At 66.4% G+C, this 24,346-nt stretch carries 29 protein-coding genes; 21 read left to right on the forward strand and 8 right to left on the reverse strand.

What is annotated here, in order from left to right; genetic code table 11:
- Positions 1–83 precede the first annotated feature (83 nt).
- The 4 genes from ccoP to ccoN are packed head-to-tail and all read right to left on the reverse strand — an operon-like array spanning position 84 to position 3,502.
- Positions 84–950 (reverse strand): cytochrome-c oxidase, cbb3-type subunit III, encoded by an 867-nt coding sequence (ccoP, locus tag PRN20_RS08580; protein WP_273956883.1) that lies wholly within the window; start codon positions 948–950, stop codon positions 84–86.
- A complete protein-coding gene (locus PRN20_RS08585) occupies positions 947–1,129 on the reverse strand; it encodes a cbb3-type cytochrome c oxidase subunit 3 (protein WP_273956884.1) in 183 nt (60 codons plus the stop codon). Before PRN20_RS08585 ends, ccoP begins: the two co-directional genes overlap by 4 nt.
- 12 nt (positions 1,130–1,141) lie before the next feature.
- Positions 1,142–1,873, reverse strand: a complete 732-nt coding sequence (gene ccoO, locus PRN20_RS08590; protein ID WP_273956885.1) for a cytochrome-c oxidase, cbb3-type subunit II — start codon at positions 1,871–1,873, stop codon at positions 1,142–1,144.
- A gap of 12 nt (positions 1,874–1,885) precedes the next feature.
- Positions 1,886–3,502, reverse strand: coding sequence for a cytochrome-c oxidase, cbb3-type subunit I (gene ccoN, locus PRN20_RS08595; RefSeq protein WP_273956886.1), 1,617 nt, complete (start codon positions 3,500–3,502; stop codon positions 1,886–1,888).
- Positions 3,503–3,642: 140 nt separating this feature from the next.
- Here ccoN and PRN20_RS08600 point away from each other — a divergent pair, with 140 nt between their 5' ends.
- Positions 3,643–4,083: a hemerythrin domain-containing protein gene (locus PRN20_RS08600; RefSeq protein WP_273956887.1), complete on the forward strand. Its 441-nt coding sequence runs from the start codon at positions 3,643–3,645 to the stop codon at positions 4,081–4,083.
- Here PRN20_RS08600 and PRN20_RS08605 read toward each other — a convergent pair.
- The 3 genes from PRN20_RS08605 to PRN20_RS08615 form a co-directional block, all read right to left on the reverse strand.
- Complete coding sequence (locus PRN20_RS08605) at positions 4,080–4,424, reverse strand: hypothetical protein (protein ID WP_273956888.1); 345 nt, start codon at positions 4,422–4,424, stop codon at positions 4,080–4,082. The genes PRN20_RS08600 and PRN20_RS08605 overlap by 4 nt on opposite strands.
- Before the next feature lie 89 nt (positions 4,425–4,513).
- The gene (gene fixJ, locus PRN20_RS08610) at positions 4,514–5,134 is read right to left on the reverse strand and encodes a response regulator FixJ (protein WP_273956889.1); all 621 of its coding nucleotides are present in this window, start codon (positions 5,132–5,134) and stop codon (positions 4,514–4,516) included.
- Positions 5,121–6,434 (reverse strand): sensor histidine kinase, encoded by a 1,314-nt coding sequence (locus PRN20_RS08615; RefSeq protein WP_273958044.1) that lies wholly within the window; start codon positions 6,432–6,434, stop codon positions 5,121–5,123. The genes fixJ and PRN20_RS08615 overlap by 14 nt, the downstream gene beginning before the upstream one ends.
- Positions 6,435–6,602: 168 nt before the next feature.
- Here PRN20_RS08615 and PRN20_RS08620 point away from each other — a divergent pair, with 168 nt between their 5' ends.
- The 18 genes from PRN20_RS08620 (at position 6,603) to PRN20_RS08705 (ending at position 22,036) form a co-directional block, all read left to right on the forward strand.
- Entirely contained in the window at positions 6,603–7,169 is a 567-nt protein-coding gene (locus PRN20_RS08620; protein ID WP_273956890.1) for a flavodoxin family protein, read from the forward strand.
- Positions 7,170–7,274: 105 nt separating this feature from the next.
- On the forward strand, positions 7,275–7,610 hold the full coding sequence (locus tag PRN20_RS08625; RefSeq protein ID WP_273956891.1) for a YciI family protein: 336 nt from the start codon (positions 7,275–7,277) through the stop codon (positions 7,608–7,610).
- A gap of 28 nt (positions 7,611–7,638) precedes the next feature.
- Positions 7,639–8,034: a GFA family protein gene (locus PRN20_RS08630; RefSeq protein ID WP_273956892.1), complete on the forward strand. Its 396-nt coding sequence runs from the start codon at positions 7,639–7,641 to the stop codon at positions 8,032–8,034.
- 175 nt (positions 8,035–8,209) lie between these two features.
- The gene (locus PRN20_RS08635; RefSeq protein WP_273956893.1) at positions 8,210–9,547 is read left to right on the forward strand and encodes an extracellular solute-binding protein; all 1,338 of its coding nucleotides are present in this window, start codon (positions 8,210–8,212) and stop codon (positions 9,545–9,547) included.
- 105 nt (positions 9,548–9,652) lie between these two features.
- Positions 9,653–10,603 (forward strand): carbohydrate ABC transporter permease, encoded by a 951-nt coding sequence (locus tag PRN20_RS08640; RefSeq protein WP_273956894.1) that lies wholly within the window; start codon positions 9,653–9,655, stop codon positions 10,601–10,603.
- On the forward strand, positions 10,600–11,427 hold the full coding sequence (locus PRN20_RS08645) for a carbohydrate ABC transporter permease (RefSeq protein ID WP_273956895.1): 828 nt from the start codon (positions 10,600–10,602) through the stop codon (positions 11,425–11,427). The genes PRN20_RS08640 and PRN20_RS08645 overlap by 4 nt, the downstream gene beginning before the upstream one ends.
- A gap of 86 nt (positions 11,428–11,513) precedes the next feature.
- The gene (locus PRN20_RS08650; RefSeq protein ID WP_273956896.1) at positions 11,514–12,770 is read left to right on the forward strand and encodes a Gfo/Idh/MocA family protein; all 1,257 of its coding nucleotides are present in this window, start codon (positions 11,514–11,516) and stop codon (positions 12,768–12,770) included.
- A gap of 12 nt (positions 12,771–12,782) precedes the next feature.
- The gene (locus PRN20_RS08655) at positions 12,783–13,316 is read left to right on the forward strand and encodes a VOC family protein (protein WP_273956897.1); all 534 of its coding nucleotides are present in this window, start codon (positions 12,783–12,785) and stop codon (positions 13,314–13,316) included.
- On the forward strand, positions 13,313–14,437 hold the full coding sequence (locus PRN20_RS08660) for a mandelate racemase/muconate lactonizing enzyme family protein (RefSeq protein ID WP_273956898.1): 1,125 nt from the start codon (positions 13,313–13,315) through the stop codon (positions 14,435–14,437). Before PRN20_RS08655 ends, PRN20_RS08660 begins: the two co-directional genes overlap by 4 nt.
- A 6-nt stretch (positions 14,438–14,443) precedes the next feature.
- Entirely contained in the window at positions 14,444–15,298 is an 855-nt protein-coding gene (locus tag PRN20_RS08665) for an amidohydrolase family protein (protein ID WP_273956899.1), read from the forward strand.
- The gene (locus PRN20_RS08670) at positions 15,298–16,686 is read left to right on the forward strand and encodes an NAD-dependent succinate-semialdehyde dehydrogenase (RefSeq protein WP_273956900.1); all 1,389 of its coding nucleotides are present in this window, start codon (positions 15,298–15,300) and stop codon (positions 16,684–16,686) included. The genes PRN20_RS08665 and PRN20_RS08670 overlap by 1 nt, the downstream gene beginning before the upstream one ends.
- Before the next feature lie 12 nt (positions 16,687–16,698).
- Positions 16,699–17,772, forward strand: coding sequence for an NAD(P)-dependent oxidoreductase (locus PRN20_RS08675; RefSeq protein WP_273956901.1), 1,074 nt, complete (start codon positions 16,699–16,701; stop codon positions 17,770–17,772).
- Entirely contained in the window at positions 17,769–18,833 is a 1,065-nt protein-coding gene (locus tag PRN20_RS08680) for an LLM class flavin-dependent oxidoreductase (protein ID WP_273956902.1), read from the forward strand. Before PRN20_RS08675 ends, PRN20_RS08680 begins: the two co-directional genes overlap by 4 nt.
- 70 nt (positions 18,834–18,903) lie before the next feature.
- Positions 18,904–19,689: an IclR family transcriptional regulator gene (locus PRN20_RS08685; RefSeq protein ID WP_273956904.1), complete on the forward strand. Its 786-nt coding sequence runs from the start codon at positions 18,904–18,906 to the stop codon at positions 19,687–19,689.
- A 115-nt stretch (positions 19,690–19,804) separates the two neighbouring features.
- Positions 19,805–20,098 (forward strand): putative quinol monooxygenase, encoded by a 294-nt coding sequence (locus PRN20_RS08690; RefSeq protein ID WP_273956905.1) that lies wholly within the window; start codon positions 19,805–19,807, stop codon positions 20,096–20,098.
- A 7-nt stretch (positions 20,099–20,105) separates the two neighbouring features.
- Complete coding sequence (locus tag PRN20_RS08695; RefSeq protein WP_273956906.1) at positions 20,106–21,089, forward strand: fumarylacetoacetate hydrolase family protein; 984 nt, start codon at positions 20,106–20,108, stop codon at positions 21,087–21,089.
- Between the two features lie 135 nt (positions 21,090–21,224).
- Positions 21,225–21,620, forward strand: a complete 396-nt coding sequence (locus PRN20_RS08700; protein WP_273956907.1) for a VOC family protein — start codon at positions 21,225–21,227, stop codon at positions 21,618–21,620.
- A 5-nt stretch (positions 21,621–21,625) separates the two neighbouring features.
- A complete protein-coding gene (locus tag PRN20_RS08705; protein ID WP_273956908.1) occupies positions 21,626–22,036 on the forward strand; it encodes a GNAT family N-acetyltransferase in 411 nt (136 codons plus the stop codon).
- Positions 22,037–22,287: 251 nt separating this feature from the next.
- Here PRN20_RS08705 and PRN20_RS08710 read toward each other — a convergent pair whose 3' ends face one another.
- The gene (locus PRN20_RS08710) at positions 22,288–22,581 is read right to left on the reverse strand and encodes a KTSC domain-containing protein (RefSeq protein WP_273956909.1); all 294 of its coding nucleotides are present in this window, start codon (positions 22,579–22,581) and stop codon (positions 22,288–22,290) included.
- A gap of 42 nt (positions 22,582–22,623) precedes the next feature.
- On the opposite strand from PRN20_RS08710, the gene PRN20_RS08715 reads away from it, so the two are divergent.
- Both PRN20_RS08715 and PRN20_RS08720 read left to right on the forward strand, forming a co-directional pair.
- A complete protein-coding gene (locus PRN20_RS08715; protein ID WP_273956910.1) occupies positions 22,624–23,040 on the forward strand; it encodes a hypothetical protein in 417 nt (138 codons plus the stop codon).
- A gap of 7 nt (positions 23,041–23,047) precedes the next feature.
- On the forward strand, positions 23,048–24,268 hold the full coding sequence (locus PRN20_RS08720) for a DNA-packaging protein (protein ID WP_273956911.1): 1,221 nt from the start codon (positions 23,048–23,050) through the stop codon (positions 24,266–24,268).
- Positions 24,269–24,346 lie beyond the last annotated feature (78 nt).

Below are 24,346 nucleotides of genomic sequence, written 5' to 3' on the forward strand. Positions count from 1 at the left end.
GGGTCAAGAGGGGCAGGTCCGGAAACGAAGAAGGGGGCGTTTGCGGACGCCCCCTTCCCCTCGCTGGCAGCAGCACGGGAATGCTATTGGCCGCCGCCGAGACCGTGAACGTAGACCGCGAGCTGCTTGACCGCGGCGTCGCCGAGACGTGCGCCCCAGGCCGGCATCACGCCGTGGCGCGGCAGGGCGATCTGCTCGCGCAGGGCCGCGAGCGTGCCCTCGTAGAGCCAGACCTTGTCGTTGAGCGATGGCGCGCCGACGTCGACCATGCCGGCACCGTCCTCGGCGTGGCAGCCGGCGCAGTTGTCGGCGAACAGCTGCTCACCCTCGGGGGTGGCTTCGCCCCCTTCCATGCCCGAGAGCGACGCAACCTGCTTTGCCACCCGGTCGATGTCCTCGGCCGTCAGCATGCCGTCGGTGCCGAAGGCGGGCATGTCGTTGAAGTGCGTGTCCTGGTCGGTGGGCGAACGCGCGCCGTGGGCGATGGTGGCGTAGACCTGGTCGATCGTGCCGCCCCAGATCCACTCGTCGTCGTTGAGGTTGGGATAGCCCACGCTGCCGGTCGCGCCAGTTCCGTGGCACTGCGAGCAGTAGACCTTGTACAGCGACTCTCCGCCGGCCCGGGCGAAGCGCGCGAGGCCGTCATCCTTGACGATGTCTGCCACCGGCGTCGTCGTCACCGCCTCGAGCATGCCGCCCTGCGCCGCCCTGGCCGCGGCGACATCGGCGTGCAGGTCGGCGCGGCTCGAATAGCCGAGCACGCCGGTCGTCGCCGACGAGATCATCGGCCAGGCGGGGAAGGCGATGGTGTAGCCGATCGAGAAGATGATCGAGCCGTAGAAGGTCCACAGCCACCAGCGCGGCAGGGGGTTGTTCAGCTCCTTGATGCCGTCCCATTCGTGGCCGGTCGTCTCGACGCCAGTGACCTGGTCAACGTCCTTGTCGCTCATTTGCGCTCATCCCCCAGCGGTTCGTTGTCATCGAGCGGGATGCGCGCCGCCGCCATCGCGTTGGCTTTGGCGCCCGGCCGGAGCAGGAAGAACACCACCGATAGGAAGATCGCCATCATGTAGAGAAGGCCCCAGCTGTCGGCGAAGTGCCGGAGCATGTCGTAGTGTGCAGTTGGCATGGTGTGGCTCGCTTACCGGAAGTTGGCCTGGGCGTCGTACGTGGTGAAATCGACCAGCGTGCCGAGCATCTGGAGATAGGCGACGAGGGCATCCATCTCGGTGATCCGCTTCGGATCGCCGTCGAAGTCCTCGGCGCGCACGTTGTTGTAGCGCTCGATCAGACCCGAGGTGTCGGCACCGGGCGTGGCCTGCGCGACGAGGTCGCGCTGCGCGTTGGCCACCGCATCCTCGCTGTAGGGCACGCCGACCGCGACATTGGCCTTGAGGCTGGCCATGGTGTTGTTGGTGTCGAGGTCGGTCTCGGCGAGGAAGCCGTATTTCGGCATGATCGACTCGGGCACCAGCGACTGCGGATTGGTCAGGTGCTCCACATGCCATTCGTCCGAGTAGCGGCCGCCGACGCGGGCGAGGTCGGGCCCCGTCCGCTTCGAACCCCACTGGAACGAGTGGTCGTACATCGACTCCGCCGCCAGCGAGTAGTGGCCATAGCGCTCGGTCTCGTCGCGGAACGGACGGATCATCTGGCTATGGCAGGTGTAGCAGCCCTCGCGGATGTAGATGTCGCGTCCCGCCAGCTCCAGCGGGGTGTAGGGCCGCATGCCCTCCACCTTCTCGATCGTGTTCTGGAAGTAGAACAGGGGAGCGACCTCGACGATGCCGCCGATGCACACCACCACCAGCGAGAGGGTGAGGAGCAGGGTGGCGTTGCGTTCGATGACGCCGTGTTTGCCCAGAATATCCATGGGTGAGGGCTCCTATTCGGCCGGCTGCAGGGCGGTGGTGGGGATCGGGCGCTCATCGCGGACGCGGCCGCGGATGGTCATCCAGATGTTGAAGGCCATCACCAGTCCGCCGGCGAGGTAGAGCAGGCCGCCGAAGGCGCGGGCGATGTAGTAGGGGTGGAGCGCGGCCACGGTCTCGGCGAACGAGTACACGAGGAAGCCCTGGTCATCGTACTCGCGCCACATCAGGCCCTGCATGATGCCCGAGACCCACATGACGGCGGCGTAGATGACGATGCCGGTGGTCGCGAGCCAGAAGTGCCAGTTGACCATGCGCGGCGAGTAGAGCTGCCTGCGGCCCCACAGGCGCGGCACCATGAAGTAGACGGCGGCGAACGAGATCATGCCGACCCAGCCCAGCGCACCCGAGTGCACGTGGCCGATGGTCCAGTCGGTATAGTGGCTGAGGCCGTTGACCGACTTGATCGACATCACCGGGCCTTCGAAGGTCGACATGCCGTAGAAGGCGATGGCGATGACCATCATGCGGATGATCGGGTCGGTGCGGACCTTGTCCCAGGCGCCGCGCAGCGTCATCAGGCCGTTGATCATGCCGCCCCAGCTGGGCATCCACAGCATGATCGAGAACACCATGCCGAGCGTCTGCGCCCAGTCGGGCAGGGCGGTGTAGTGCAGGTGGTGCGGACCGGCCCAGATGTAGAGGAAGATCAGCGCCCAGAAGTGGATGATCGAGAGGCGGTAGCTGTAGACCGGCCGCTCGGCCTGCTTGGGCATGAAGTAGTACATCATGCCGAGGAAGCCGGCGGTGAGGAAGAAGCCCACGGCGTTGTGGCCGTACCACCACTGGGTCAGCGCATCCTGCACGCCCGAAAACAGCGAGTAGCTCTTCGAGCCGAGCAGGCTCACCGGCATGGCGAGGTTGTTGACGACGTGCAGCAGCGCGATCGTGACGATGAAGGCAAGGTAGAACCAGTTCGCCACATAGATATGCGGCTCCTTGCGCTTGATGAGCGTGCCGAGGAACAGGATCAGGTAGGCGACCCAGACGATGGTCAGCCACAGATCGACATACCATTCGGGCTCGGCGTACTCGCGGCTCTGCGTGATGCCGAGCAGGTACCCGGTCGCGGCCATGACGATGAACAGCTGGTAGCCCCAGAAGACGAACCAGGCGAGGTTCTCGCTGATCATCGGGGCGCGGCAGGTGCGCTGCACGACGTAGAAGCTCGTCGTGATCAGGGCGGTGCCGCCAAAGGCGAAGACCACTGCCGAGGTGTGCAGCGGCCGCATGCGCCCGAAGTTGAACCACGGCTCGAGATTGAGGTCGGGCCAGGCGAGCTGGAGGGCGATGACGAGGCCGACGAGGAAGCCGACGCACCCCCAGAAGACGGTGAGGATCGAGCCGGCCCGGATCGGGCCGTCGATATAGGTGGGCGCGTCCGAACGCGAGACCGGCGCCGCGACGGCGGCCGGTTCGGGTCGACGCATCAGGATGATGGCGCCCAGGCCGAGCACGACGGCAATGATGCCCCAGTGCGCGCTGAAGGCCGCATCCTGTCCCAGGCCGGAAAGGACGAGCGCGAAGAACGCGCCGCCTCCCAGCACGATAATCCAAGGCAGATAATGCAAAGCGGCCCCCGTGATGCTGCGGATTGAGACGGGTGCAACCTATGGGGACCGGCCCCGGGAAAACTTGATCCAGATCAACGCGCATCCGGCGACCAGCGGATTTCCTGCCGCCAACGACATCCAGATGCAGGAGGCGGGCCATGATCGCGAGCAAGGGAGCGCTCGAAGAGGTGCGGGAGTTCTTCGAGCAGCAGCTAGCGCTGTGCGACCTGCTCGAGGCCATCGCCGACTCGCTGCCCAACCGGCTCAACCACGCCAGGTGCCTCACGGCCTCCAAGTTGATCGGCCCGCTGCTGCGCGAGGCGCATGCCGCCGAGGAGGCGGTACTGTTTCCCAGCATCGTCGCAACCCACGCCCGCGGCACGCAGATGGTCGAGCAACTGCGCCTAGAGCATCTCGAGGACGAGTGCTTCGGCGAGGAAGTGCAGTTCGAGCTGCACCAGCTGGCCTGCAAACAGCCGGTGCTGGCGCCCGAGGCGACGGGATACATGCTGCGGGGGTTCTTCGAATGCCTGCGCCGTCACGTGCGGCACGAGCGGCAGCTGCTCAACGCGCTGCCCGCGCAGGCGGCCCTGAACTAGGCTTCCGAGTGCATCGCCCGGCGCACCGAGGCCGAGATGGCATTGCCGAGCACCGGCATCTCGACGACGTCGGTGACCCACTGGACCAGCCAGGGGTGGGCATGGGCGGCGAGCAGCACGACCGGATAGGCCTTCACGCAGAAGGCGATGCTGGCATAGTCGGCGCCGGTCAGCGCCTTCTGGTCGAGCACGGTGGCGTCGAAGCGCTGCCGCGCCAGCCAGGAATAGTCGGGCAGGTCGGCGCGTACCGTCACCTCGTAGCCCTCGGCCTCGAGTGCAAAGACCAGCGATCGGCGCAGATCGTTGTCGGGCGCAATGACGAGGAGGCGGCCAGCGGCCATTTCGGTCGATCCCTTGGTTCTGCCCTGCGATCAGGGCAGAACCAGTATGACGATTGGCCGCAGCGCCGTGGTTGAGCTAGATCAAACCGTCAGGGCGTATCGATCTTGAGGTCCATGACCATGCGCACGAGCTCGGGCAGGCTCCGCGCCTGCATCTTGCCCATGAGCCCGGCGCGATAGACCTCGACGGTGCGCGGGCTGATGCCGAGCTCGAAGGCGATGGTCTTGTTGGCCTGGCCGGCGACGACGCCCTTCAGCACCTGCTGCTCGCGTTCGCTGAGCAGCGCGACACGCTGGCGGACCGCCTCGAGGGCCGCGTCGCTCTGGACGCGCTCGGCCGCGCGGCTTGCGGCATGGGTGATCGACTCGATCAGCACGTCGTCGCTGAACGGCTTCTCGATGAAGTCGATGGCGCCGTTCTTCATCGCCTCGACCGCCATCTGCACGTCGCCGTGACCGGTGATGACGATGGCCGGCAGCATGGCATCGGCAGCCCTCAGGCGGCGGAGCAGCTCGACGCCGTCCATGTCCGGCATGCGGAGGTCCGTGATGAGGCAGCCATTGCTGATCTGCGGCGCGACGGCGAGGAACTGCGTGGCGCTCTCGTGGACGCGCACGGCAAACCCCGCGCTCGAAAGCAGGAAGGCGAGCGAGTTGCGGACGGCTTCCTCGTCGTCGACGATGTGGACGACAGTATCAGCTGTACTCAACCGGAGCCTCCGTGAAAGTCGGTAGCGTGAAGGCGAACGTCGCGCCCCCTGCGTAGTTCTTGGTGACGGTCAGCTCGCCGCCATGCGATTCGATGATGCGCCGCGAGATCGACAGGCCGATGCCCATGCCGTTCGCCTTGGTGGTGACGAAGGGCTGGAACAGCTGCGGCGCGATCTCGTCGGCGATGCCGGGCCCGGTGTCCTCGACCTCGACGCTCAGCCAGTCGGGCGACAGCTGGCGGGTCCGCACCACCAGTTCCTTCTGGTCGGTGTCGCGCATGGCCTCGATGGCGTTCCGCATGAGGTTGATCAGCACCTGCTGGATCTGCACGCGGTCGGCGACAACCATGCTTCGGTCCGCGGCGAAATCGAACACCGACTTGATGCCGCGTTCGCGCGAGCCGACCAGCGCCAGGGCGCCCGCTTCCTCGACGAGGTGGTTGATGTCCTCGGGGCCCTTGTCGGTCTCGCCGCGGGTGACGAATTCGCGCAGGTGCCGGATGATGTCGCCGGCGCGCAGCGCCTGCTTTGCCGTCTCGTCGAGCGCGCCCCGCATGCGGTTGGCGAGTTCGTCGTCGAGCTTGTCGAGCATGCGCCGGCAACCCTGCACGTAGTTGGCGATGGCGGAGAGGGGCTGGTTCAACTCGTGGGCGAGCGTCGAGGCCATTTCGCCCAGCTCGTTGAGCCGCGCGAGGCGGGCCAGCTCGCTGCGCGCCTGGTCGAGCATGGCCTGCGATTCCTCGCGCTCGGTGAGGTCGCGGATGAAGCCGGTGAAGTAGACGCGATCGCCCTGCCGCATCTCGCCGACGGCGAGCTTCATGGGGAAGGTCGAGCCGTCCTTGCGTCGCCCCACCACGACCCGGTCGATGCCGATGATCCGCCGCTCTCCAGTGAAGAGATAGCGCGCGATGTAGTCGTCGTGATGCTCGCGATAGGGCGATGGCATCAGCATGCTGACATTGCGGCCCACGACCTCGTCCGGCGCGTAGCCGAACTGCCGTACGGCCGAGGCATTGAACGAGAGCATGATGCCCTCGGCGTCGATGACGACCGTGGCGTCGAGCACGGTGTCGAGGATCGACTTCAGGTGCGCGTCGCGCTCCCCGAGGGTCGCGGTTGTCTCGTTCGCGACGGTGCGCTGCAAGAGCACGGAGCGCAGGAGCAAATAGATCGCGCCCAGCCCGATGGCGCCGAAGAGCACGGAAAAGGCGGTGCGATAGGACGCGGCGACGATCGGCTCGGGCGCCAGCGCCATGCCGGCCGATAGCACAAGGCAAAGCGCCGCCACGGCGGCGGTCATCAGGTCCCGGCGATCTGTGGTGCTGGAGCGCGGCCGCTGCTGCATGAGTGCTGTGTAACCTCCACTTTGCGGCGAGACAATAAGCGCCCCACCTCGCGCCGGCTTGATCTGTCGCAAAGAGCCTGTCCGCGCGCCGTGCATTCTTCCGATGCGTCAAAGGAGGCCGAGATGAGAGCAGCCATTGTCTACTTCTCCCAAACCGGAAAGACGGCCGCCGTGGCCGATGCACTGGGCGCCCAGCTGGACGCCGAGCTGATCCGGCTGACCTGTCCCGCCTATGCCGGGACGCTGGGCAGGTTCAGGAAGGCCTGGGACATCTTCACCCGGGGCTGTCCATCCATCGACCGCGAACCGCTGGTCGACGGCTGGGACCTCGTGGTCGTCGCCGGCCCTGTATGGGACGCCAGGGCAGCGCCACCCGTCCTCAGCGCGCTGCGCCGGCTGAGGGGCAAGACGCGGCGGCTCGCCATGTTCGTCACCTGCGACGGCCGGGTGCCGACCTCGCCGCCGGAGACGGCCATGGAGGAGATGGTGCGTAAGTGGGACCTTCCCGTCCTCACCACCCGCATCTTCCGGCGCGATGACATCAGGACGGCGGCCTTCGCCGGCAACGTCACCAGCTTTGCCAACGAGCTGACCCTCCTGATGCGGCTGCACGGTCGCGACGAGGCCAGGCCGGCTCCGCCCGCCCGCCTGCCGGTCAATGGAGCGGCCGAACTGCTGCTCGGGAGCTGACGGCCGGCGGGAACCTGGGAACCTCCTGTCGAATTTCGCTGCGGCCGTTCGACCATGTAGTGATGGGGTTGCCTGTCGGCCCCCGGCGCTATCGAGGAGGAACTCATGACGCAGTACCTGGTCGCCATCCACCGACCCGATGACTACGACGCGAGCGTCGAAGACGACGCCATGCGCCGCGAGATTCGGGCGCTCAACGTCGAGATGGTGGCTGCGGGGGTGAGGAAATTCGTGGGCGGCCTCGCGCCGCCGCGCGAGGCCAGGGCCGTTCGGGTGAAGGACGGCAATGCGCTCGTTACCGATGGTCCGTACATCGAGACCAAGGAGCACATGGGCGGCCTCTGGGTGCTGGAGACCGATACCCTCGACGAGGTGCTCGAATGGGCGCGCAAGGCCGCAATCGCTTGCCGCGCGCCGGTCGAGGTGCGACCGTTCCTCTGACGATCGCAAGATCCTCGAGGAGGCGCGGATGGACCGATACACTGGCGGCTGCCTGTGCGGCGACGTTCGGATCGTGGCGACGGGTCGCCCGTACCGGGTCGGCATCTGCCACTGCCTCGACTGCCGCAAGCACCATGGCGCGCTCTTTCATGCGTCGGCGATATTCCCTGAGACGGCGGTGACCATCGAGGGGGAAACGCGCGACTATGCCGGCCGGCATTTCTGCCCGCGTTGTGGTTCATCGGTCTTCTCGAGCAGCGCCGACGAGATCGAGGTCCACCTGGGGGCGCTGGATGCGCCGGACCAGTTCGTGCCGACCTACGAGCTCTGGACCATCCGTCGCGAAGCCTGGCTGCCGCCGTTTCCGCTTACGCGGCGCTACGAGCGCAATCGCGACGACGACGCGGGCCGCTCCGAGGAATAGCCCCACCCTCGCCTGATTTCCTACGACCTATGGCTGTGTCCTGACCCGCTTGACCGGGTCGGGATCGTCTGTCATCGTTCAATATATAGACAAACGTTCACTATATTGAACGGCGCGATCAGGCAGGACCTGCGCAGCAGGCGTCGCGCATCCATTGGGAGGGATAGACGTCACCATGACAAACAAGTTTTCGTTGAGCCGCCGCTCCGTGCTGGCGGGCCTTGCGGCATCGCCGTTCGCGCTTGCCGCCGGCAGCCAGTTCGCGATGGCGCAGCCGACCAGCGGCACGCTGTCGATCGGCATCCTCGACTGGGCCGAAACGGGCATCAAGCCGGTGTTCGCCGCCTATGAAGCAGCCCGTCCGGGCGTCAAGATCGACTACTCGATCCTGCCGGGCGATGGCCCCGGCCTGCGCCAGGCGTTGCTGTCGCGCCGCCTCGCCAACAAGCTGCCCGACATCACCTACCTCGCCGACATCTTCGCAACGCAGTTCGCCAATGCGCAGGTCACCGCCGACATGCGGCCGTTCCTGAACTCGGGCGGCCCGATCACGATGACTTCGCTCGCGAAGCCCTTCCTCGACCAGTACCTGGTCACCTCGGGCCCGAACAAGGACGGCATTTTCGGCCTGCCGATCGGCGCCGATACCGTGGTGCTCTACTACAACAAGAAGCACTTCGACGACGCCGGCATCCCGTACCCCGATGACAGCTGGACCTTCGAAAAGCAGATCGAGGTCGCGACCCAGTTGACCCAGAAGAACGGCAATGTCACCACCCGCTACGGCCTCGCCGCCTCGGTGCCGTGGCACGCGACCTACGTTCCGGGCATCGAAGCCTTCGGCGACACGCTGCTCGACGAAAACAACATGTACAAGCTGCAGACCGAAGCGGCGATCAAGGTCTTCACGATGTACTGGGACCAGGTGAAGGCGGGCGTCCTCGCCTCCTCGCCGCAGCAGACCCAGCTCGGCGGCGGCTACCAGGCCTTCGGCGCCGGCACGGTCTCGATGCTCCAGTCGGTGCGTGCGCTGACCCCGCTGATCCGCAGCGTGACGACGGACGACTGGGACGTGGCGCTCGAGCCCACGATCAACGGCGTCCGCAAGACCGGCATGGGCTCCATCGCCCAGGCGATCACCCCGCAGGGCATGGCGAACAACCAGGAACTCGCCTTCGACTACCTCAACTGGTTCTATTCCGAAGACGGCGGCATGAAGATCCTTGCCGCGGGCTACGGCACCGTGCCGCCGGTCGAGGCGCTCTACACCAGCCCGATCTGGACCGATCTGCCCGGACCTCCGTACGACAACCGCGTCTTCGCCGAGTCGATCCAGTATGGCGCCATGAACCCGACCTCGATCCCGGCCGACGTGCAGGTGGTGGTCGATACCGAGCTGGCGAAGGCGGAAGAGGCGGTCGTCCTCAACAACGTCCCCGTGGCCGACGCCCTGAAGGCCGCCGAGGCGGTGATCAACGAAGCCATGGCCCGCGTCATGGCGGCCGGCGGCTGATCAGAAAAGAAGTGTGCCGCCGCTTCCTCTGAAGCGGTGGCGACTCCTGAACCGGCTGCATCCTCCCGCAGCCGGTTCTCCCTTTGTGCAATGGGATCTACGCTTTTGAGCAAGACCGACACCGCCGACGAGGCCGGCCTGTCCGCGATTGCGCGGCTGGCGCCGCGCCGCAGATCGAGCCGCACCGACTCCCCGTTCTGGGCTGCCCTGTTCGTCGGGCCCAACGTGGTCCTGTTCACCGTCTTCATGCTGATCCCCATCGTCTGGGGCCTGGCGCTCAGCCTGTTCGACTGGAACCTGATCTACGAGCCGCGCTTCGTCGGCCTGGACAACTACGTCGCCCTGCTGAACGACACCCGCGCCGTGAACTCGGTGTCGAAGACGGTCTATCTCCTCGTGCTCGGCGTCGTGCCGACGGTGTTCCTGTCGTTCGTCCTCGCGGTGCTGATCAACACAAGTTTCCCCGGCTACAGCGTGTTCCGCACGATGTACCTGCTGCCGATCGTCATCTCGCTGGTCGCTTCAGCCGTGCTGTGGAAGTTCATGTACGATCCGCGCGTCGGCCCGATCGCGCAGCTGCTCGGCTTCTTCGGTATTTCCGGCCCCAACTGGTTGCAGGATACCACCTGGGCGATGCCCGCCCTGTCGCTGGTGATCGTCTGGCTGCGCCTGCCGCTCGGCATCATCCTCTACCTCGCCGCCCTGCAGCAGATTAACCCGCAACTGCTCGAAGCCGCCGAGATCGACGGGGCCGGCCCGTGGGCCAAGCTCCGCCACATCATCTGGCCGAACGTCATGCCGGTGACCCTGCTGATCCTGGTGCTGACGCTGCGCGGCATCATCTTCGACAGCTTCGACATTGCCTTCGTGATGACCAAGGGCGGGCCGCTCAACTCGACCGACATCCTCGCCGTCTACATCTACGACCTCGCCTTCGCCCAGTTGCGGCTCGGCTATGCCTCGGCGCTTTCGACCGTGCTGTTCGTCATCGTCACGATCCTGGCGCTCGTCTTCAACCCGCCGCGCCGACGCCCGACCAATGGAGACCCAGTATGAGTGCCGGACACTATTGGCGTCGCCGCTTCCACGTCTCGACGGTGATCTTCTTCGGCCTCGTGATGGCCGCGCCATTCTACTGGATGATCATCAACTCGTTCAAATCCGCTCGTGAGGTGGTCGCATACCCGCCGACGTGGTGGCCGACGGAATGGCATTTCGAGAACGTCTTCGCGGCGCTCACCTTCCTCGACCCCAGCGCGATCATGAACTCGGTGATCTTCACCGCGATCATCACCATCACGCAGCTGACGCTGGTGGTGATGACCGGCTTCGCGCTCGCCAAGATGCAGTTCCTCGGTCGAAACGCGCTGCTTGGGCTCTTCATCCTGACGATGTTCGTGCCGGGGCAGGTCGCAACGATCCCCACCTTCATCCTGGTGCGTAACCTCAACTGGCTCGATACCTTCATGGGGCTGTGTATCCCCATCATCGCGCAGACCAGCTTTGGCGTATTCATCTTCCGGCAGTTCTACATCTCGATGCCCAATGAGATTCTCGATGCGGCCAAGATCGACGGCGCGCACTGGGGACAGGTGTTCACCAGGATCGTGCTGCCGCTATCCGGCCCGCCGATCGCGGCCTATACGGCGGTGACGGTGCTGACTGCCTGGAACATGTATGCATGGCCGCTGATCTCGACGACGGAGAAGGACATGCGCGTGCTGCCGCTGGCCCTTGCCGGCCTCGGCCAGTCCTTCTCGCAGACGCCGCCGAACATCGCGATGATGGCGGTGCTACTGTCGACCTTGCCGATCATCATCTTCTTCATTCTCTGCCAACGCTACTTCATCAACGGCCTCGGCGGCTCGTTGAAGGAATAGGCGCCAGGTTTTCGATATGTCGCGCTTTCGAACCGGAAAAGTCTGCAACTTTTCCTGAAAGCGCTCAGTCCAGCGGGAGCTGAAACGTGACTACAGTACCAGTCTGCCTCGTCGGGTGCGGCGGCATGGGGAGCCGGCATGTGCAGGGCTTCGCCCGCCTGCAGCGCTCGGGCCTATCCAATGTCCGCCTCGCAGCGGTGTGCGACGTGCGCCAGGACAATGCCGAGCGGGTCGCCAATGAGGCCGAGCAGCTCCTCGGCTACCGGCCGAAGATCCACCTGTCGATCGACGAGGCGGTGGCCGATCCGGAGATCGCGGCGTTCGACGTGGTGACCGAGGCGTTCAGCCACCTCGGCGTGGTGCTGCCGGCGCTGCGCGCGGGCAAGCACGTCCTGTGCGAGAAGCCGCTGGCGCTGACCGTCCGCTCCTGCCAGGTGCTGCTCGATGCGGCCAAGCAGGGCGGTGCGGTGCTGGCGACGGCCGAGAACTACCGGCGCGATCCGACCAACCGGCTGGCCAAGGCGGTGATCGATTCCGGCGTGCTCGGGCCTGTTCACCTGATGGTGCAGACGATGATCGGCGGCAACGACCGGATCATCATCACCCCGTGGCGGCACTTCAAGGACAAGGGCGCTATCGGCCTCGACATGGGCGCGCACCTGACCGACATCGTGCAGTACTATTTCGGGCCGTTCCACTCGGCCTTCGGCAAGGGCTTCATCGCCGAGCCGATCCGTCGCCGGCAGGAAAAGCCGGAGATGCAGACCGAGGCGTACCTGAAGCGCTTCCTCGAGATCCCCGAGCAGATCACCGCCACCGGCGAGGACTCGTTTGCAGCGACGTTCACCATGCAGTCCGGCCTGATGGTACAGATGGCGTACGTCGCCTCGGGCCCGGGCAAGGGCTACAACCAGCGCACGGTGCATGGGCAGAAGGGCTCGCTCGAGATCTTCAACGACCGCACCGGCAAGGCGCCGATCCTCCACACGGCCGAGGGCGATCTCACCGGGCAGGCGCTGGCCGACAAGATCGGGTTCAAGCTCGATGAACTGACCCAGAAGCTCTATGGCGGGGTCTCCTACGAGCTCGACTGGGCCGAGACGGACTCGGGGCTGCTCGCCATCGAGATCCACGATTTCGCCGCTGCCATCATGGAAGGCCGGCCGCCGGAAGTGGACGGGGAGGGTGGTCTTACCGCCGTTGCCTCGGTGCTCGCCGCCTACGAAAGCGGCATTGCCGGCCGGGCCGTGACGATGGACGAGGTGCTGTCGAGCCAGATCTCGACGTACCAGGACGACATCGACGCGGACCTCGGGCTGTTGCCCAAGTCGAACGCGGCCTGAGGGAGTTACGCGATGACTGATGCAGCCTTCGACGCGGTCCCGTTGATCGTCCAGAAGCTCGGCCCCAAGCAGATTGCCTTCGTGGTTCGCGACCTCGAGGCCGCGACGAAGCAGTGGTGGGACGTGCTCCGCATCGGCCCCTGGACGGCGTGGGAATATACGCCGGAAATCCTCAAGGACATGACCTACAAGGGTGCCCCGGCCCAGTTCGGCCTGAAGCACGCCCTCGCCTGGAAGGATGGCGTGCAGTTCGAGCTGGTCGAGCCCACTACCGGCCCGTCCTTCTTCGCCGATCAGCTCGCGAACTCCGGCGAAGGCCTCAACCACATCGGCATCCACGTGACCGAAAACCACGCGCAGGCGGTTGCCGAACTCGAAGCCGCCGGCTTCACCCGTCTCCAGTCCGCCCGCGGCTTCGGCGGCGATGGCAGCGGCGCCTTCGTCTATTTCACCTCACCCAAGCTCAACGGCCTCGTCCTCGAGCTCATCAGTCCGCCGGCCACGCGCCGCACACCGCTATTCGTCTACCCTGAGGAAGCAAAGTGAAGATCGAGCGTATCGATACCTACGTCGCGCATAACTGGATGTTCGTCGAAGTGACGACGGATACCGGCCTGAAAGGCGTGGGCGAATCCACCTTCTTCGGTTTCCCGGAGGCGACCGCCTCGGTGGCCAAGGGCTTTGGCGAGCGGCTGATCGGCGAGGACCCGTTCCGCATCGAATACCATAACCTCTCTCTCTACCGCGCCTATTCGATGCGCGGCATGGCCATCGGCGGCGCCATCTCGGCGATCGACCAGGCGCTGTGGGACATCAAGGGCAAGCACTACCAGGCGCCCGTGTGGGACCTGCTCGGCGGCCGCGTGCGCGACAAGGTGCGCGCCATGCTGGTGATCCCCTACGGCACGGCCGAGGAAGTGGCGGCAAGCTGCAAGGCGGCGGTCGAGGACGGCTACACCGCGCTCAAGGTGATGGTCTACCAGCCCGAGCATCACCTGATGGCGTTCGGCGCCAAGGTGAAGGACATGGTCGAGCGCATGGCGCTGATCCGCGAGGTCGTGGGCTGGGATGTCGAGATCGGCATTGAGCTGCACCGCAACATGGCGCTGGGCGAATCCATCGCCGCCATCCGCGAGTTCGAGCAGTTCCGTCCGCTGTTCGTCGAAGACCCGATTCCGCCCGATAGCGTGCTCTCATTCGGTGAAGTGTCGCAGAAGTCGCGCGTGCCGATGGCCGCGGGCGAGCGCAACACCTCGATCTGGGAATTCCGCGAGTATGTCGAGCACGGCGGCGTGCATCACATCCGCCCCGACGTCGGCATTGCCGGCGGCATCACCGGGACGCGCAAGATCTGCGCGCTGGCCGAGGCGCATCACCAGGGCATCATCCCGCACGCCGTGCCCTCGGGCCCGGTGGCAACCGCGGCGCAGGTGCAGCTCGGCTTTGCCGTGCCGAACTGGGAAGTGACCGAGCACATGGTGCAGGACCGCGCCCCGTGGACCAAGGCCGTGAAGGCGATCGTGCCCGTCATCAACGGCCACTGGCTGCCCAACGAGACCCCGGGCCTCGGCGTCGAACTCGACCACGAGGGGCTGAAGTCGATCCCCGTCATCAACAAGGTGCCGCCGACCTCGATGAAGACCGACGGCTCGGTCGCGTTCCGGTAGGCGCCAGTGATCGTCGACAGCCACACTCACGCCTGGGCGCGCTGGCCCTACGAACCCGAGGTGCCCGATGAGGCCACCAAGGGTTCGGTCGAGCACCTGATCCACGAGATGGACCAGAACGGCGTCGCAGAGGCGGTGATCGTCTCGGCCAGGATCGAGAAGAATCCGGACAACAACGCCTATGGGGCAGCGGCCGTGCGCCGCTACCCCACCCGGCTGCACCAGTTCGCCGATGTCGATTGCGCGTGGTCGCCCGAGTATCACACGCCGGGCGCGGTGGAGCGCCTGCGGACGGCGGCGGACACGCTGCCGATCAAGGGCTTTACCCATTATGTCGGCGAGAACGACGGCTGGTTCCGCTCGGACGAGGGCAGGGCGTTCTTCAGGCTGGCGGCGGAGCGGAAGCTCATCGCCTCGATCGCCATGGGGCCGGCCTGGGCCGGGGACCTTGGCGCGGTGTGTGCCGAGAACCCGGACCTCGTGGTGCTGCTGCACCACATGGGCGGCATCAGCTCCACCGATCCGCGCTCGCAGCTCGAGGCGATCGCGACGCTGGCGAAGTACCCCAATGTCCACATCAAGCTCTCCGGCTTCCACTATGCGGTGGGGCTGGAGAACGGGTGGGATTACCCGCACCCGAGCGCGATGTGGATTGCCGAGGGGCTGTATGCGGCCTTCGGAGCGAACCGGCTCTGCTGGGGTTCCGACTTTCCGGCGCTTAGCCGCGCCATGACCTACAAGCAGGCGCTGGAGATCGTGCGTCTCCATTGCCGCTTCCTGCAGCCGGGCGATCTCGAGATGATCCTGGGCGGCACGTTGAAGCGGCTGCTCGATGCAGCCGCCCCACTGAGGAATATCTGATGAACGCGCCCGCGCGCCCCCAGTCCCTGTTCCGCTCGCTCAATCCGGCGACCGGAGAGCTGTTTGGCAGCTACACCGTACACGACGATGCGGCGGTCGAGAGCGCGCTCGCCCGGAGCTTCTCCGCCTGGCAGACGGTCCGGGGCATGAGCGTCGAGCAGCGGGCGCAGTTGCTGCGCGCGCTCGCCGACCGCCTTGAAGCCCATGTCGAGGACTATGCCCGCCTGATGTCGCTCGAGATGGGCAAGCCCATCAACGAGGCGCGCGGCGAGATCAAGAAATGCGCTTCGACCTGCCGGACGACGGCGGATCTCGGCCCGGCCTGGCTCGAGCCGCTGACGGTGAAGAGCCCGGCGCGCGCGAGCCGCGTCCGCTACGAGGGGCTTGGCCCGATCCTCGGCATCATGCCGTGGAACTTCCCGTTCTGGCAGGTGATCCGCTTCTTCGCCCCGGCCTTCCTCGCCGGCAACACGGCGGTGATCAAGCATGCCGAGAACGTGCCCGGCTGCGCCGAGGCGCTCGAGGAGGTGTTCCGCGAGGCCGGGATGCCGGACGGCACGCTGGTCAACCTGCGCGTCGACCACGGCACGGTCGCGCGGATCATCGCTGACGATCGCATCCGCAGCGTTACCGTCACCGGCAGCGTGCGCGCCGGCCGCATCGTTGCGTCGCTGGCCGGAAGCGTCGGCAAGAAGGCCGTGCTGGAACTGGGTGGTTCGGACCCGTTCATCGTGTTCGCGGACGCCGATTTCGACAAGGCGGTGAAGACCGCAATTGCCGCCCGGCTGAACAACTCGGGCCAGAGCTGCGTGTGCGCCAAGCGCTTCCTCGTCGAGCAGTCGATCGCGCCGCGCTTCACCGAGGCCTTCGTCGAAGGCATGCGCAAGATGAGATACGGCGACCCGCTGGACGAGAACAACAATCTCGGTCCGCTGGCGCGCGAGGACCTGCGCTCCGGACTGCAGGCCCAGCTCGATCGCAGCGTCGCCGGCGGCGCCAAGGTTGCGCTCAAGGGTGGCACCGTCGAGGGCAGGGGCTATTTCTTCGCCCCTACGATCCTCACCGACCTTCCCGACGGCAACGTCGCGGCGGTTGAGGAACTGTTCGGGCCTGTGGCGCCGATCCTGCCCTTCGCCGACGAGGCGGACGCGCTTCGCATCGCCAACGGCACCGAGTTCGGCCTCGCTGCCGCGGTGTGGACGAGCGACGACGAGCGGGCCCTGCTGATGGAAGCGGCCATCGAGGCCGGCGCCGTGTTCATCAACGACATGGTGCGTTCGGACGCCCATATCTCGTTCGGCGGCATCAAGGCTTCCGGCTATGGCCGCGAGCTTGGGCAGATCGGCATCCACGAATTCACCAACGCCAAGACCGTGTGGATTGGCTGACGAGGCATGACCATGACCCTGTACGAACTGTCCGGCCCCGTTCGCGTCGGCTTTGCCTGCAACGCAGAAACCTACGAACGCATGGCCAATGACGAGGCCGTCGCGGCGCTGACCGAACTCGGCAGCTTCACGCACCATGTGTGCGACGAGCCGTCGAGCTGGGACGAGGCGCCGCCGGAGAACTCGGCGGCCATCGACAAGCTGGTGGCGTTCGCCAGCAATGTCGATGCGCTGCTGGTCTGCCACGGCTCGCCACGGCTCACCGGCGCCATTCTCGACCGCCTGCCCAACCTCAAGATCATCGCCGAAGTCGAAGGCGACCGCTTCAGCCAGCGCATCGACGTCAACGCGGCAGCCGAGCGCGGCGTGACCGTGGTCGACACCACCAATGGCTCGTCCTATCCGGTATCGGAATGGGCGCTGGCCATGGCGATGATCGGGCTCAGGAATGCCGGTTCGCTGTTCCGCCGGATGATCGCGGGCGAGGTGCTGTTCACCACGTCCGAGGAACGCGTCAACGATTTAAGCTGGAACGGCGAGTTGACCGGCCGGACCGTCGGGCTGATCGGCTGCGGCTATATCGGGCGCCGGCTGATCGAGCTGCTGCAGCCGTTCCATGCCGATATCTATGCGTTCGATCCGTATGCGCCGCGCGTCCTCGCCGATATCTACGACATGACCCTCACCTCGCTGGAGCAGGTGATGGATTGCGACGTGGTGATCTCGCTGGTGCCGCTGACGCCGGAAACCAGGCAGATGATCGGCGAGAAGGAACTGAACCTCCTCCGCCCCGGCTCGGTGTTCGTCAACGTGTCGCGCGGCGCGGTGGTCGACCAGGCGGCGCTGATCCGGCGGCTCGAGAAGGGCGATATCGTTGCCTCGCTCGACGTGTTCGATCCGGAGCCGCTCGAGGCGGATTCGCCGCTCAGGCAGATGGACAACGTGTTCCTCACCCCGCATATCGCCGGCGTCACCGCACCGTGCGGGCCGCGCTTCCTGACGCTCGCCGCCGACGAGATCGCGCGGAAGTTCGCCGGTCACCGCACCCGCCATGACCTCGTGCCGCGCGCGGGAGTGAAGTCGTGATCGCAGCCGAACTCGCCGCACGCCGCAAGGCCGGCACCGTGAAGATGGGCTATTGCGTGCCGGCTTTCGCCATGCCGAGCCCGGGGCTGTTCCGTGTCCCCAACGTGGCGCGGATCGAGGATGTCGACGTGCTCGGCAATGCCCGCGAGGCGGAGCGGCTGGGCTTCGACTCGCTGTGGGTGTGCGACCACCTGATGCTTGGCCGCGAGCAGGCGGTGCTGGAAGGCTGGACCACGCTGGCGATGATCGCCGGCGCGACCACGAAGGCGCAACTGGGTCTGATCCACCAGGCCAACCTGTTCCGCGCCCCGCAGATCGCCGCCAAGATGATGTCGACGCTCGACCTGCTGTCGGGCGGCCGCTTCATCCACTTCTTCGAGGCCGGGATGGGCCGTCCGGAACAGGTCGCCTACGGCCTCGACTGGGACGACAACCACGATGCGCGCGTCGAGCGGCTGGAAGAGGCGATCAACCTGATCAAGGCGCTCTACGCGTCCGACAAGCCGATCGATTTCGACGGCAAGTTCTATCAGCTGAAGCAGGCGCAGCTGGCGCCAAAGCCGGTGCAGGCGCACGTCCCGGTGTGGCTGGGCGAGGCGTTCGACCCGGTGATCGAGCTCAGCGGCCGCATCGCCGATGGCTGGAACTCGACGCCCGTGACGCTGACCGAGCTGGCCCGTCGGCTGGCGTTGCTCGATGCCTCGCTGGCGAAAGCCGGACGGTCGCGCGCCGAGGTCGAGATCAGCTTCGAGACGCAGATACTCGTTGCGCCGGACGTGGCGACCCTCCGCCGGAAGGTGGCCGCCATGGTCGAGCGAATGGTCGAGACCGGGTCGGGCGAGCCGCCGGCCGAGGTGACCGATTTCGTCGCCGGCCGGGCCGACCGGTTGCCCGAGTCGATGACCGGCCCGTGGATCATCGGCACGGCCGAGGAGGCCAGGGCGCGCATCGTGGAACTCAGGCAGCAGGGGGTCGATCACCTCATGTTGTGGTTCATGGACGCGCCCGAAACGGACGGTATGGAGTATTTCATGACGGAGATCGCCCCGGCCTTCCACTGACAGGCTTGCGACTGCAGGTCAAAGGCGGTTAATGGCCGACCATGTCCACGTAGCGAAAGTATCGCTCCAGATGATCGACGACACAGAGCAGCGCGGCAAACCAGTGCCCGCGCTGGTCAGGACCAAGAGGATACTCGATGCCCTCAGCGCCGGCGGCAAGCCCAAGGGCGTGTCCGAGCTGGCGCGCCTGCTGGACCTGCCCAAGAGCACGGTGCATGGGCTCTGCCATACGCTCGTCGACCTGGGGCTGATGATGCGCGTCGGCCCGTCGCAGTTCGCGGTGGGGCCGCATGTCCTCAGCTGGGCCAACGCCTTCGAGGGCCAGAGCGACCTGACGCAGGAGTTCATGCGCATCGCCGATGCGACGGACCTGATCTCCAAGCAGGCGATCAACCTGTCGATCCTCACCGGCGACGAAGTGATGTACGTCGCCTGCCGCCGCGGCACCGACCCGCTCGGCGTGAGCTTCCGCCCGGGCGTGCGCCTGCCGGCGCCGTTCACGGCCACCGGCAAGGCGATGATGTCGACGATGCGCCCCGAGGAAGTCGAGGCGATCTTCGCCGGCGGCTGGCCGGAGCCGTGGACCAAGCACAGCGTGCCCGACCTCAAGACGCTGATGCACGAGCTGGAAGAGACGCGCGAACGCGGCTACTCGATCGACGATGGCCAGCTGCGCGATGCCATGGTGTGCTTCGGCGCGCCGGTGTTCAGCGCCAATGAGGAGCGCGCCGTCGCGGGCATCGCCATTGGCCTCCTCTCGGGCGAAGTCAACGACGCCTCGACCGCCCTGGTGAGCCACGCCGTGCTCACGCTGGCCCAGAAGCTGAGCCAGCGTCTCGGGGGCCGCAGGCACTAGGCCAAAGTCGTACCTCGGCGCCCGCGGCTGTGATTGACAATCCTCCCGCTGCGACCGATTGTTCAGTATCACGAATGACGTTCAACAGGTTGAACGAAAACGAAAGGGAGCAGGAATGATCGTCCTCATCGCCAAGTACCACACGAAGCCGGGCAACGTGCCGAAGGTACTGGCCGAACTCACCAAGATGAAGCCGCTGGTCGAGGCGGACGAGCCGGGCTGCAAGCTCTACCAGGTGTCGAAGTCGACCGAGAACGAGAACCTGATCGTGCTCTATGAGCACTACGTGGACCAGGCTGCGCTCGCCGCGCACCGCGAGACGCCGCACTTCAAGTCGATCATCGAGGGCACCGTGATCCCGATGCTCGAGAAGCGCGAGCGCGAGCTCTACGAACTCGCTATCTCCTGAGGCTGACATGCGCCTCGTTTCCTTCGAGCTTGCGACGCCGTCGGGCGCGCAGACACGCATCGGCGCCGTCCTCTCGGATGGACGCTATGCCGACCTGCAATCGGCCTTCCGGGCAGTGCTGGGGGACAACGGGGCGACGAGGGAAGGGGCGGCGCGCATCGCCGCCGCCACTATCCCCTCGGACATGGTGGCCTTCATCGAAAACGGCGTGACTGCGCTCGATGCGGCGCAGTCGGCCCTCGACTGGGTGACGGCGAAGGACGAGACGGGTGCCGATGGCGCCACGCTCGTCTTCGCGCCTGAGGCGGTGAAGCTGCTCTCGCCGCTCCCGCGGCCGCCGCTGATCCGCGACTTCATGGCCTTCGAGACGCACCTCAAGAACATCTATCCCAAGCTGGGGCGTGAGATCCCGCCGCAGTGGTACGAGATGCCCGTCTACTACAAGGGCAACCCCTCGGCCGTCGGTGCGCATGGCGATGCCATCACGATGCCGACCTACGCCACCAACATGGACTTCGAGTTCGAGTTCGCGGCGGTCATCGGACGGGGCGGCGCCAACATTGCGCGTGAGGACGCGCACCGGCACATCTTCGGCTTCATGATCTACAACGACTTCAGCGCGCGCGAGATTCAGCAGCGCGAGATGTCGGTGGGCCTGGGGCCGGCCAAGGGCAAGGACTTCGAGCGCGGCCACGTCTTCGGGCCCTGGCTGGTGACAGCCGACGAGATCGCCGACGTCTACGGGCTGCGCATGGTGGCCGAGGTCAGCGGCAAGCCCTGGTGCGACACCAGCACCTCGACCATGCACTGGCGCTTCGACCAGATGATCGCCCACGCCTCGATGAACGAGCGCCTCGTCCCCGGCGAGATCTTCGGCTCCGGCACGGTCGGCGGCGGTTCGGCCGCCGAGATGGGCAAGGTCCTCGGCCGCGGCGACACCGTGACCCTCAGGGTCGACGGCCTCGGCGAACTCCGCAACAGCATCGCCTAGCGGGCTGGGTTGAGGGCTAGGACTGTCGCGTCCTCGATCGCGCTGTTGCAGCGCAAACACCTCCACCGAAGGCCTTGAGCTGGTTGCCGTCGCCGGGCAGGTTGCGGGTCCATTTGGTTTGGACGGAGGCTGGCGGTGGGCAGCGGTGTGCGGGAGCTTCGGCTCGTTATCACGACGGACGATTTCGAGCGGGCCATGGCGTTCTGGAAGGACGCGTTGGGGCTCGAGGAGCAGCTGGCGGTGAACTCGCCGGACGGGCGGGTGGCGATCCTTAGGGCTGGGGTGGCGACGCTCGAGATCGCCGATGCGAACCAGGCGCGCTTCATCGACGAGATCGAGGTCGGCCGGGCCGGTGTCAGCGGGCAGTTCCGCGTGGCGCTGCAGGTACCGGATGTGGCAGCAACGACGGCGCGTCTCGAATCGGCTGGAGCCGGGATCGTGGGCGCGCCGCGGCCGACGCCGTTCAAATCGGTGAATGCGCGGCTCGAGGCGCCCGATGGGGTGCAACTGACGCTGTTCGAGATGGAGTAGGCGGGGTGGACGAATATGTGCTGGTCGAGCGGATTCCGACGGTCGAGGAGTTCTGTGAGCTGAGGCGGCTCAACGGGCTGACGCCGAAATCGGCGGAGGCTGCGGCCAGGGGCCTGCCCAACTCGGTATTCGCCGTCGTCATCGAGCACGAAGGCAGGGCGATCGGCATGGGGCGGGTGATCGGGGACGGCGGGACGGCCTACCAGCTCACCGACATCGCGGTGATGGGCGCGTATCGCGGCAAGGGATGGGGCAAGCGCATCGTCGCGGCGCTGGTCGGCTGGCTCGAGGCCAATGCGCCGAAATCGGCCTATGTCAGCTTGATCGCGGATGGGCCGGCCAAGGAACTCTACGCACAGTTCGGCTTCGAGGAGACGGCGCCGGTTTCGGTTGGGATGGCGCGCTGGATCAGGTGAGGGGGCTGCGTTCGTGAGCGCTGCACCATCCCATGGGTCCCCGGGTCAAGCCCGGGGATGACGGTGGGTGGGGGCTTGGGCGGTGCAGAGCGCAAGTCCTGACCCAGGTCCCTTATCCGCGGACCCATCTCGCCGCCAGCACGGGCTGATGGTTGGGTCCCTGCTTTCGCAGGGATGACAGCCGGTGGGGTGGGGGAGCGGGGTGGATGGAACCGGTCGCCCCGCCGTCATGGCGAAATACATTTGTAATATCAGTGGTTTGCGTCTTTCTTTGCCCCTTCCGTCCCCGCGTGACGGTGGTGTGCTATGTTTTGGCTACGGTCGGAGAAGTGGGGCTGGTCTCCACGGTCTGACTGGATGAAATCGTAGCCGTCGTGGACGTGGGCCCCGAAGTAGCGCCCCTTGGCCGGCGATTGCCGGAGCGCGTCGTAGACGGCGGCCGGAACCTCGAAATGATCGGAGCGGCGGCCTGACGGCCGGAACCAGACGGCAAGCGTCTGGGTGTCCGGGTCATAGGCCATGTCGGCAATAGTCGTGGTCGGCATCCGCGCCTCCGACTGAGGTGAACGCGATGGGGGGAGGGGCGGTTGCCTTCGGACGACGAGGTCAACTGGGAGCTGGTGCGCCTGCAGGTGAAAGCCGGCGAGATGACCCGGCAGCGCATCTGTGCCGCGCACGGCATCACCATGCAGCGGCTGGCCCGCCGGATCAGTGAGAACAAGTGGGATGTCGATGAGGACGCCAGCGAACACGACCGCAGGATCATCGTCGGCGAAATCCTGCTCGCGGCCGAGCTGCAGATCCTGCATCTGCTGGAGACTGAAATGAGCGAGACCGGGGAGCGCGAAAGCATGTTGCTCGGACGCCTGGCCACGACGCTGAACCGTCTCATGGCGCTGGACATCAAGGTCGCCGGGAAGAAACCGACGCCGCGCCAGAGCAAGGAGATGACCGAACTCAGGGCCAAGATTGCAAAGCGGCTGGATGAGCTCAAGGTCCGCTAAGACGCTGATGTCGCTCGTCGCCGACGAGGAGTTGGGCGACCTCCGGTTCGACTGGGAGTTATGGGCTCACGAACAGCAGAAGCCACCGGCGGGCGATTGGGCCACCTGGCTGCTGATGGGTGGACGCGGCGCGGGCAAGACCTGGGCCGGCGCAGAGTGGGTCCGAGGCCTCGCCGCTCGGGAGATCGGCCCCATAGCCATTGTCGGCGAAACGATGATTGAGGCGCTGCAGGTGATGGTGCGCGGCGAAAGCGGCATCCTTCGCGTGACGCCTCCCGAGGAGCGACCGATAGTAAGGGGGCAGACGCTGCGCTGGCCGAATGGCACGGAGGGACTCGTGCTGGGGGCAAGCGACCCTGAGCGCTTCCGTGGCCCGCAGTTCGCCGCCGCCTGGTGCGATGAGATCGGCAAGTGGACGGACGCCGAGGCGGCGTGGGACATGCTGCAGTTCGGCCTCAGGTTGGGCGACGAGCCAAGGCAGCTCGCGACAACGACGCCGCGATCGACAGCTCTGATCAAGCGGCTGCTGACCGATCCACAGACCAGGGTGACGCGCATGCCGACCAGGGTGAACCAGAACAACCTGGCGCGAACCTTCTTCAAGGCCATCGTCGCTCGGTATGAGAACACCGTCCTCGGCCGGCAGGAGCTCGAGGGTGAGCTGATCGAGGATCGGCCGGACGCGCTGTGGACGCGGGGCATGTTCCGGCCGGACGAGGGTGCGGAACTGGGCCGGATCGTCGTGGCGGTGGATCCGCCGGTGACGGGACACAAGGGCTCGGACGCCTGCGGCATCGTCGTTGCGGCGCGGGCGGGGGAGGGGGCCGTGGTGCTCGCCGACCTCAGCTTTGCGCCGGCGCCGCCCGCGGCCTGGGCGGCCCGGGCGGTGGCGGCGTTCCATGAGCATGGCGCGGACTGCATCGTCGCCGAGGTGAACCAGGGCGGCGACCTCGTGAAGGCAGTGATCGCGCAGGAGGACGCCGACGTGCCGGTGCGGGCGGTTCACGCGAGCCGCGGCAAGTGGGTGCGGGCTGAGCCGGTGGCGGCGCTCTACGCCAACGGGCGCGTGGCGCACCGGCCGGGGCTGAGCGCGCTCGAGGATGAGATGTGTGCATTTGGGGCGGACGGGCTGGCGGACGGTCATTCGCCGGACCGGGTGGATGCGCTGGTCTGGGCGCTGACGGAACTGATGCTTGGCAGCGGGGAGCCGCGGGTGCGGGGGATTTGAGGGCTGGTGCGTGGGGCCGCCCCCACCCACCGGCTTCGCCGCCCCCCTCCCCACGAGGGGGAGGGAGACCTGACTGGG

Source organism: Devosia sp. ZB163, from assembly GCF_028613635.1.
Classification (GTDB): Bacteria; Pseudomonadota; Alphaproteobacteria; order Rhizobiales; family Devosiaceae; genus Devosia_A.